The organism is Nonomuraea sp. KM90 (assembly GCF_052246675.1).
Taxonomy (GTDB): Bacteria; Actinomycetota; Actinomycetes; order Streptosporangiales; family Streptosporangiaceae; genus Nonomuraea.
Genome location: NZ_JBQQCB010000130.1, coordinates 18442 through 27752, shown reverse-complemented (window position 1 = coordinate 27752; position 9311 = coordinate 18442). Strand labels below are relative to the sequence as shown.

Annotated in this window: 7 protein-coding genes; 2 read left to right on the top strand and 5 right to left on the bottom strand. The window is 71.0% G+C overall.

Annotated features, from left to right (window positions below):
* Positions 1-82: 82 nt before the first annotated feature.
* Both ACTWPW_RS53610 and ACTWPW_RS53605 read left to right on the top strand, forming a co-directional pair.
* Positions 83-1384: an alkaline phosphatase family protein gene (locus ACTWPW_RS53610; protein ID WP_443173511.1), complete on the top strand. Its 1302-nt coding sequence runs from the start codon at positions 83-85 to the stop codon at positions 1382-1384.
* Between the two features lie 144 nt (positions 1385-1528).
* On the top strand, positions 1529-2305 hold the full coding sequence (locus ACTWPW_RS53605; protein ID WP_443173510.1) for an LLM class flavin-dependent oxidoreductase: 777 nt from the start codon (positions 1529-1531) through the stop codon (positions 2303-2305).
* Between the two features lie 58 nt (positions 2306-2363).
* Here the strand turns inward: ACTWPW_RS53605 and ACTWPW_RS53600 are convergent, their stop codons facing one another.
* The 5 genes from ACTWPW_RS53600 to ACTWPW_RS53580 form a co-directional block, all read right to left on the bottom strand.
* On the bottom strand, positions 2364-3200 hold the full coding sequence (locus tag ACTWPW_RS53600) for a carbohydrate ABC transporter permease (protein WP_375116005.1): 837 nt from the start codon (positions 3198-3200) through the stop codon (positions 2364-2366).
* Positions 3197-4138: a carbohydrate ABC transporter permease gene (locus tag ACTWPW_RS53595; RefSeq protein ID WP_443173509.1), complete on the bottom strand. Its 942-nt coding sequence runs from the start codon at positions 4136-4138 to the stop codon at positions 3197-3199. Before ACTWPW_RS53595 ends, ACTWPW_RS53600 begins: the two co-directional genes overlap by 4 nt.
* Before the next feature lie 63 nt (positions 4139-4201).
* Positions 4202-5506, bottom strand: a complete 1305-nt coding sequence (locus ACTWPW_RS53590; RefSeq protein WP_443173508.1) for an ABC transporter substrate-binding protein — start codon at positions 5504-5506, stop codon at positions 4202-4204.
* A gap of 213 nt (positions 5507-5719) precedes the next feature.
* The gene (locus ACTWPW_RS53585; RefSeq protein WP_375116002.1) at positions 5720-6760 is read right to left on the bottom strand and encodes a LacI family DNA-binding transcriptional regulator; all 1041 of its coding nucleotides are present in this window, start codon (positions 6758-6760) and stop codon (positions 5720-5722) included.
* A complete protein-coding gene (locus ACTWPW_RS53580) occupies positions 6757-9219 on the bottom strand; it encodes a glycoside hydrolase family 2 protein (RefSeq protein WP_443173507.1) in 2463 nt (820 codons plus the stop codon). The genes ACTWPW_RS53585 and ACTWPW_RS53580 overlap by 4 nt, the downstream gene beginning before the upstream one ends.
* Positions 9220-9311 lie beyond the last annotated feature (92 nt).

Genomic DNA, 9311 nt, shown 5'->3' with positions numbered 1-9311 from the left:
GCTGTCACCCTGCTGCCGGTGTGATCGTTCGCCACTGATCTCTACGGTGGTCACGACCATCACGGGAAGCAGGGGAGCATCGATGTCGATCTCTCGACGTACCGTTCTGAGCGGCCTCGCGGCGGTCGGCGCCGTCGGGGCAGGGGCGCCCGCGGCGTGGGCCGCCGGATCACGCCGGGCCGGGCAGCCGGCCAAGCACGTCGTCCTGGTGGACTGGGACGGCTTCGACCCGCGTTACCTGGGGCGCGTGGCGACCCCCAACCTGGACCGGCTGATGGCCCGGGGTGTCCTCGCGACCGCCGAGGCGACGTTCCACACGGTCTCCAACCCCTGCCGCGCGTCCATGAGCACGGGCGCCTACCCGGAGGTGCACGGCAACGTCGCCTACGTGTACGACCCGGTGAGCGGCAGGGCGCAGGGGCAGAGCCGCTTCCTGGCGGCCGAGACGATCGCCGAGACCCTGGCCGCGGAGGGGCGCACCGTCGCCTCCGTGCAGTGGTACATGATCCAGGACCACGGCGTGCGGTACGGCGACCCGGAGCACCTGTACGTCCAGCCCGGCGGCGGGTTCGGGCAGCGGGTGGACGTGGCGATCGACATCCTCAACCTGCGGCCGGTGCTGTCGAACGGGCAGCCGGTGACCGTGCCGAAGATCCCGGATCTGCTCGCCGTCTACAGCTCCGACCTCGACGGGCTGGGCCACGACGAGGGGCCGGACAGCCCGGGCGTCGCCGCGCTGCTGGCCGAGCACGACCGCCAGCTCGGCCGGCTGGTGCAGGCCACCAAGGACGTCGGCATCCACCGGGACACCGCCTTCCTGCTCACCGGCGATCACGGTATGACGGCCTGGAACCGTACGTTGCTCCCGCAGGTCATCGGGGCCGTCGAGGCTCTCGGGCACAGTGTCGAGGTCGTTCCGTCGGGTGCCGCTCCGGCTGCCGGCACCGAGGTCGTCATCGTGCCCAACGCGGTCCGGGTGGGCGACATCACGCTGCGCGGCGGCGCGTCCGATCCGAAGGCCAAGGCCAGGATCCGGGCGGCGCTCCGCCGGCTGCCGGAGATCGGCCGGGTGCTCGACGACCGCGACCTGCGCTCCCTGCACGCCGGCGACAAGCTCGGCGACCTGGTGGCCGAGGCGAGGCCGCCGTGGGGTTTCGCCCTCTCCGAGCCGCCGGCCGGGCAGTGGCGCGGGGCGCACGGCAGCCTGAGCGAGAGCAGGGTGCCCCTGCTGCTGTCGGGGGCGGGGATCCGGCCCGGCACGCGGCTGCACCGTCCGCGCCTGATCGACGTCGCCCCCACCATCGCGGCCCTGCTCGGCACCCGGCCGCCCGCGCACGCCCAGGGCCGCGACCTGACCGGAACCGTGCGGTCCGACCTGCTCTAGCGGGTCCCGCCCGCGCCGGCGGCCGGCCGGAGCGGGCGGAGTGCGGTCAGGACAGCAGCCCCCGTACCGGAGTACGGCGGGAGAGACGCGCGGAAGAGCGGGCCTGGAGGCGCTGCCCCGCGTGCGCGGGCATAGCCTTGGATCATGGTGCACTTCGCGGTGGGGCTGCCGAATGTCGGCGCGTTCGGGGATCCTCAGGTGCTGGTCGAGTTGGGTGTCGCGGCCGAGGAGCACGGCTGGGACGGGGTCTACGTGTGGGACCACCTGCTCTACCACGATCGCGGCTGGCCGGTCGCCAACCCGACGGTGGTGTTGTCGGCGCTCGCGGCCCGCACCAGCCGGATCCGGTTGGGCGTGCTGATGATGGCCCTGCCGCGGCGGCGGGTGCAGACGGTGGCGAAGGAGACCGCGACGCTGGACGCGCTGTCCGGCGGGCGGCTGGTGTTCGGCGGCGGTCTGGGGTCGATGGACGCGGAATACGCGGACTTCGGTGAGGACCCCGACCTGAAGGTGCGCGCCGCCAAGCTGGACCGCGGTCTGGAGGAGCTGACGCGGCTCTGGGCCGAGCTCCGGCCGGCGCCGGTGCAGCGGCCGCGGATCCCGATCTGGTGCCCGGGCCGGTGGCCGACCCGGGCGGGGTTCCGGCGGGCGGTCCGGTGGGACGGCGCGATGCCGACCTTCCACGACTACGGCCAGGAGCGGCCGGTGCCCGTCGCCGAGTTCGCCCGGGTGGTGGACTTCCTGGCCGCGGAGCGGGGGTCGCTGGACGGGTTCGACATCGCGCTGGAGGGGCGCGCCGCGGACGGGCTGGTCGACGGGTACGCGGCGGCGGGCATGACCTGGTGGGTGGAGGCGATGGGCTGGTGGCGCGGCGGCGTCGAGGACGCCCGGCGGACCATCGCCGCGGGCCCGCCCCGCTGACCCGCCCGGTCGGCGGGCGGGGCGGAAGAGGGTTCCCCAGACGTCGGCGCGACAAGCGTCACTTCGCTGCGCCCCGCGTCAGGCCGTTGTAGATGAAGCGCTGCAGCAGCAGGAAGGCGGCCAGCGTCGGGACGATCACCAGGATGGCGCCCGCCGAGATGTTCTCCCAATGCGCGCCGAAGGGCCCCTTGAAGCGGAACAGCGACGTCGAGATCGTGCCGAGGCTCTGGTCGGGCATGTAGAGGAAGGGGATGTAGAAGTCGTTGTAGACGGCGATGCCCTTGACGATGACGACCGTCGCGATCGCCGGCTTGAGCAGCGGCAGGATGATCTTCCGGTAGATGGCGAACGCGGAGGCGCCGTCCAGGCGGGCGGCCTCGTCCACCGAGACCGGGATACTCCGGATGAACTGCAGGAAGATGTAGATGGCGACGATGTCGGTGCCGAGATAGAGCATGATCGGCGCCAGCCGGGTGTTGAACAGCCCAAGCTGGTCGATCACCTGAAATGTCGTTACCTGCGTGGTGATGCTCGGCACGAGCGTGGCGAAGAGGAACAGGCCGACGACAAGCCTCCTGAACCGGAAGGTGAACCGGTCGATGGCGTACGCGGCCGCCGAGCCGATGAACACGGTCCCGACGATCGACACCACCAGGATGACGAAGGTGTTCGACGCGGCCTCCGCCATCCGCCCCTTGTCGAAGGCAGTGACGTAGTTGGCGAGGTTCAGCCAGTCGGACGGCGGCGTCAGCGGGCCGCTGCCGGCCGCCAGCTCGTCGGAGGTCTTCAGCGAGGTGAGCAGCACCACGCCGAGCGGCAGGAGCACGACCACGCTCGCCGCGACCAGGGACAGGTACTTGAGCGCGCTCGCTACCCGGGCGCGGGCGGCGGTCATGACGGGGTCACCCTTTCTTCGGGTACGAGCCGGCGCTGCAGCCAGGCCACCAGCAGGATGATGACGAGCAGCACCACCGCGGCGGCCGAGGCGAGCCCGGTCTTGTTGAAGCGGAAGGCGAGCTTGACGGTCTGGATCACGAAGGTCTCGCTGGCGCCGGCCCCGCCGGTCATGATGTACGGGATCTCGAAGACCGACAGGCAGCCGGAGATCGCCAGGATCGCGGTCAGCCCGATGATCGGCCGCAGGCTGGGCGCGATGATGTGGCGGAACTGCTGCCACCGGCCGGCCCCGTCGAGCTCGGCGGCCTCGTACAGCTCCGGCGGGATCGACTGGATGGCGCCGAGGAACAGCACGAAGTTCAGCCCGAGAAAGCGCCACACCGACACCCCGGCCAGCGAGAAGTTGACCAGGTCGGGGTCGCCCAGCCACAGGTGCTCCCCGCCGACGCCGAACAGCCGCAGCACCGAGTCGAACGTGCCGCCTTCCTGGAAGAAGTAGAGGAAGACGAAGCCGATGGCCACCCCGTTGACCAGGTAGGGGAAGAACAGGATGCCCTTGAACAGGTTGCGGAAGCGGGTGTTGAAGCTGAGCATCGTGGCGAAGTAGAGGGCGAGCACGATCTGCAGGACGGCGGCGCCGAGGTAGTAGGCGCTGGCGACGAAGACCTTGAACAGTTCGGGACGGGTGAAGATCTCGGCGTAGTTCTCCAGCCCCGTGAAGGTGTAGTCGGGGCTGACGCCGTCCCAGTCGGTGAAGCTGTACACGACCATGTTGATGATCGGCACGTAGGAGAAGGTGACCAGCAGCGCCAGCGGCACGAGCAGGAACAGCCACGGGGTCAGGCCCTGCCTCCAGTCGCGGCGGCTCCTGGAGTGGCGTGCCGCGTCCCGTGGTCGCGTGCCTCCCGCGGCGCCGCGCCTCAGGGTTGACGTCATCTCTGCCTTTCCGTTGGTCGGGCCCGGTGCCGGCGGATCGCGCCGGCACCGCGGGCGGGAGCGTCAGGCGGCGGACTGCTGCCCGGCCTTCCACTTGGCGGACAGGTCGGCGAGCACGCTGTTCAGATCGCCCTTGGCGGCACCCCGGGCGACGTCGATGAGCTTCTGCCGGTAGTCGGGCGACTTGATCCCGACCTCGGACTCCTTGTCGATGTTGTCCACCAGGATCCGCTGGTCGGTCTCCATCTCGATGAGCTTGACGCCGGCGTCGCTGTACGGCTTGAGCGCCGAGGGCAGCGGGTCGGCCTTGACGCTGGAGACGCCCTGGTTCACGGCGGAGAATCCGGACCTGTCGACGAACCAGTCCAGCCAGGCCCGCGCGGCGGCCTTGTTCCGGGAGTGGCTGTTGACGGCGTACTGGTAGTCGGGGTTGAGCACCGAGCAGAACGAGCCGCCGGGCTGGGACGGGAAGGGCATGAACCCGATGGAGTCGGCGCTGCGGCCGGCCGTGGTGGCGGCGGCCTGCATCTGCGGGATCGCCCACGACCCGAGCCACATCGCGCCGACCTTGCCGGTGGCGATGAAGTTCTTGGAGTCCTCCCAGTTGGTGGTGGTCGGGTCCTTCTCGGTGAGCTGCTCGCGCACGGCGTTGAACAGCAGGGAGTCGATGACGTTGAGGTCCTTGCCGGCGACCCACGGGTCCTCGGTGGTCATCGCCCTCTCGGCCTTGACGTCACAGGTGACCGAGCCCAGGGCGTTGGTCCAGTTGCTGAGCGGCCAGCCGTCCTTGTAGTTGGTGTACAGCGGGGTCGCGCCGGTCTTCTCCTTGACGGCCTTGAGCGCGGCGAGGAACTCCTCGGGCGTCTTGGGCCATTCGGTGACGCCGGCCTTGGCCCACAGGTCCTTGTTGTAGACGAAGCCGTTGGCCGAGGCGAAGGAGACGATGCCGTAGACCTGGTCGTTGACCGTACCGGCCTGGACGAACTTGTACTTCTGCGACAGCTCCGCGGCCGGGCCGAGCGGGGCGAAGAACTTCGGGTAGTCGCCCTTGGCGATCGCGTTCGGGATGAGCAGCACGTCACCGTAGTTGTCGGTGTTCATGCGGATCTTGACTTCGCCCTCGTAGTCCGTGATCGCCTCGAACTTGACCTGGACGTTCGGGTGGACCTTGGCGAACTCGTCGGCGTACTTCTTCATCGTGCCGTCGTTCACCAGGTCGGTGCGGTTGGTCAGGACCGTGATGTCACCGGAGATCTTCGCGGGGTCTCCCGCCGTCGCGGTCTCCTTGCTCGCCCCGCTGCCGCCGCAGGCGGCGGCCAGGGCCGCGACCGCCGCGAGGGCCAGACCGGTCAGCGCCGTTCTGCGCATCTCACACCATCTCCTATCCGAAGCGCGTTGATTGCGGTGAACAGTGGCATGTCGTGTTTAGTCGCAACAGGGACGAAGTTTTGAAGATACAGAACCGTTACCGGCAGTTCAGACAATGAGCGAATAGGCATGCCTGTCTACCTGGGGAAATATGGACTTGAACGGTTTAGGTCGATGAGGGCGTGCGGGGGTGCCGTACGAGCCGGAGCTGGGTCAGCGGCGCCTGGCGGTGGTGCCGCGCGGGACGAGCACGGGGGTCGGCACGGAGCCGACGTCCGTCTTCCCGTGGTCGATGAGGTCCATCAGGCGCCGGGCGACCTCGGCGCCGAACGCGAAGACGTCGTGGCTCATCGCCGACAGCGGCGGGTGGGTGAGCCGGCACAGCTGCGAGTCGTCCCAGGCCAGCAGGGACAGCTCGGCGGGCACGGGCACGCCCATCTCCGTGGCCACCGACAGGCCGGCCACGGCCATGATGTCGTTGTCGTACAGGATGGCCGTGGGCCGCTGGGCGGAGGACAGCAGCGCGCGCGTGGCGCGCGCGCCCTGCTCCCCGGAGAAGTCGGTGGGCAGGATGCGGCCCATTTCGAGGTTGAGGTCAGCCACAGCCTTGGAGAACGCCTCGCTCCTGATCGCGCTGTGCCCCAGCGCGGCCGGGCCGCCCACGCGGGCCAGCCGCCGGTGCCCGAGCGCGGCCAGATAGCGCACCGCCTCGGTGACGGCCGCGGCGTCGTCGGTCCACACCGACGGCAGCCCGCCGGTCAGGTCCGGATGCCCGACGGCGATCACGGGCAGGCGCAGCGCGCCGGCCGCGGCGATGCGGGGGTCGTCGATGGTGAAGTCGACCATGATGGAGCCGCTGATCTGCCTGCTGCGGCCCCAGCCGTCGAGGACGCCGATCTCCTCGCCCACGTCGCGCACCAGTCGCAGCAGCAGCGAGTGGGCCCGCTCGGCCAGCACGCTCTCGATGCCGGAGACGAACTCCATGTAGAACGGCTCGAGACCGAGCATTCGGGCCGGCCGGGCGATGACCAGGCCCACGTTGCTGACCTGCGTCGAGGCCGACGACAACGACCGGGCGGCCTGGTTGGGCAGCCAGCCGAGCTCGCGGGCGGCCTTGAACACCTTCTCCCGCGTGGCGGCGGACACGCCCGGCTTGTCGTTCATGGCCAGCGAGACCGAGCCCTTCGACACCCCTGCTCGCTGGGCGACCTCGGCGATGGTCACCTTGCCGTCGGGCCGGGCGGCGGAGCTCATGGCCGGGGGACCCCTTCCGCCGCGTTGACGCAGAACAGCGCCGACCGTACGGAGGTCTCGTCGGAGGTGTCCAGGCCCGTCACGGAGATCGTGACGCTCTCGCCGGGCAGCAGCGTGACCAGCCCGCGGTCGGCCACGGCGGCCGGGCCCAGCCTGTCGGCCTGCAGCAGCAGGTCACGGACGAAGGAGCGGGCGGTGATCACAACGTCGAGCGTACCGTCCGCGGCGTCCAGGCGCAGATCGAGCTCGGGGGCCGGGTAGGCGAAGTCCTTGTCCGCGCGGCCGAGCACGACATCGCGCAGGCCGCCGGCGTCGGCCACCAGCAGCTCCTCCCCCGCGTCCTTGAAGTCGGCCACCGTCAGCGGCAGCAGCCCGACCGAGCGCGGCGGCACGGCGAACGGCAGCCGCTCCTCGGCCAGGCCGGAGCCGTCCGCGCGCAGCCTGCGCACCACCGCGGTGCCCTGCCACGGCTCCGGCGACTGGTTGTCCACGGCCAGCACGCGGGCGCCGTCCCTGCGCTGGAAGGTCAGCAGCCGGTCGGCGTAGAGCCGGCGCAGCTCGTGATAGAGCGGCTTGGGCCGGGCCGCGCCGTCGATCGCCGCCCACGAGGTGACCGGCCAGCAGTCGTTGAGCTGCCACACGACGGTTCCGGCGCACACCGGCCAGTGCGACCGCCAGTGCGCGACCGCGGTCGCGACCGCGCGCGCCTGGTTGACCTGGGTGAGGTAGTGCCAGTGGTCGAAGCTCGCGGGGGCGGTGAAGTGGTGGGCCAGGCCGCGGTCCAGCTTGCCGTTGCCGTCCTCGGCCTTCTGGTGGTGCAGCATGCCGGGCGAGGTGGGGGTGAGGGGGTCGTCGCCGAGCCATTCGCGCAGCGTGGCGTGGGCGGGCGGCGCCTGCCAGCCGAACTCGGCGGCGAAGCGCGGCACGTCGTTGAGGTAGTCGGTGTAGTCGCGCCGGTTCCACGCCTCCCAGAAGTGCGAGGGTCCGTGGGCGGGGTCGTTGGGGTGGTGGTTCCAGGAGCCCGACCAGGGACTGCCCGCGTTGTACGGCCGCGTCGGGTCCAGCTCGGCCACCACGCGCGGCAGCAGCCCGAGGTAGTAGCCCTCACCCCAGCTGTCACCGGCCAGCGCGGCCTCCCACTTCCAGTCGCGGAACCCCCAAAGGTTCTCGTTGTTGCCGTTCCACAGCACGAGGCTGGCGTGCGGGCTGAGCCTGGTGACGTTCTCGCGGGCCTCGGCCTCGACCTCGCCGCGCAGCGGCTGCTCCTCCGGGTAGGCGGCGCAGGCGAACAGGAAGTCCTGCCAGACCATCAGGCCCAGCTCGTCGCAGGCGTCGTAGAAGGCGTGGTCCTCGTAGATGCCGCCGCCCCAGACCCGGACCAGGTCGACGCCGGCCTCGGCGGCCTGGCGCAGCCGGTGCCGGTAGCGCTCGGGGGTGATCCGGGCGGGCAGGGCGTCGTCGGGGATCCAGTTGACGCCCCGCGCGAAGATCGGCTCGCCGTTGAGGCGGAGGGTGAACGCGGTGCCGTGCTCGTCGCGCGACTCGTCCAGCTCGACCGTGCGGAACCCCACGCGCCGCCGCCAGCGGTCCAGGACCCGGCCGGTGCCGGTGTCGGACAGGACGACCACGCAGTCGTACAGGGGCTGGTCGCCGTGGCCGCGCGGCCACCACAGGTCCGGGTCCGGGACCTCCAGCACGGCGACCGCGCCGTCCTCGCCCGCCGGGATGGCGCGCCTGACCGCGTGCCCCGCCGCCTCGACGGTGAGCGTCAGCTCCCGGCCCGCGCCCGTCCCGGTGCGCTCCAGCTCGACGTGCGCCTCGATCCGCCCGTCGCCGCCGGCGACGGTGACCAGGGGCCTGACCGAGGCCAGCCGGGCGGTGCTCCAGCTCTCCAGCCGCGCCGGGCGCCAGATGCCGGCCGTGACGAGGGTGGGCCCCCAGTCCCAGCCGAAGCCGGCGGCCATCTTCCTGATGTAGTTGAACGGGTCGGGATACTCGTTCGGCCGCGGGCCCAGCCGCTCGCGCAGCGCCTCGGCCTCGGTGTAGGCGGAGGTGAAGCGGACCGACAGCGCCGAGCCCGCCCGCACGCGCCCGGTCACGTCGAACCGGTACGACCGGTGCATGTTCCGGGTGCTCCCCAGCTCCACCCCGTCCAGGAGCACCCGGGCGACGGTGTCGAGCCCGTCGAAGACCAGGTCCGTACGCTCGAAGCCGTTCGGCACCCCCTCCAGCACGGTGTCGTAACGCCAGTCCGCCCGGCCCACCCACGCCACCTCGAGCTCGTTGAGGTCGCGGTACGGGTCGGGGATCAGCCCGGCCGCCAGCAGGTCCGCGTGGACGCAGCCGGGCACCCGGGCGGGCACGGCCCTGTCCCGGAGCCGTTCGAGGCCGGCGGGGGCCTCGCCGCCCGTCAGGCGGAGCGTCCATCCCGAGTCCAGTGCCTTGCTCTGCTTCGTCACCCGCTGCTCCTTGATCATGGCAATGGGACAAAAGCCCCGATACGCCGGATCAAGGTAGCGATTCGCCCTGAACATGTCTAGACCGTTTTAGG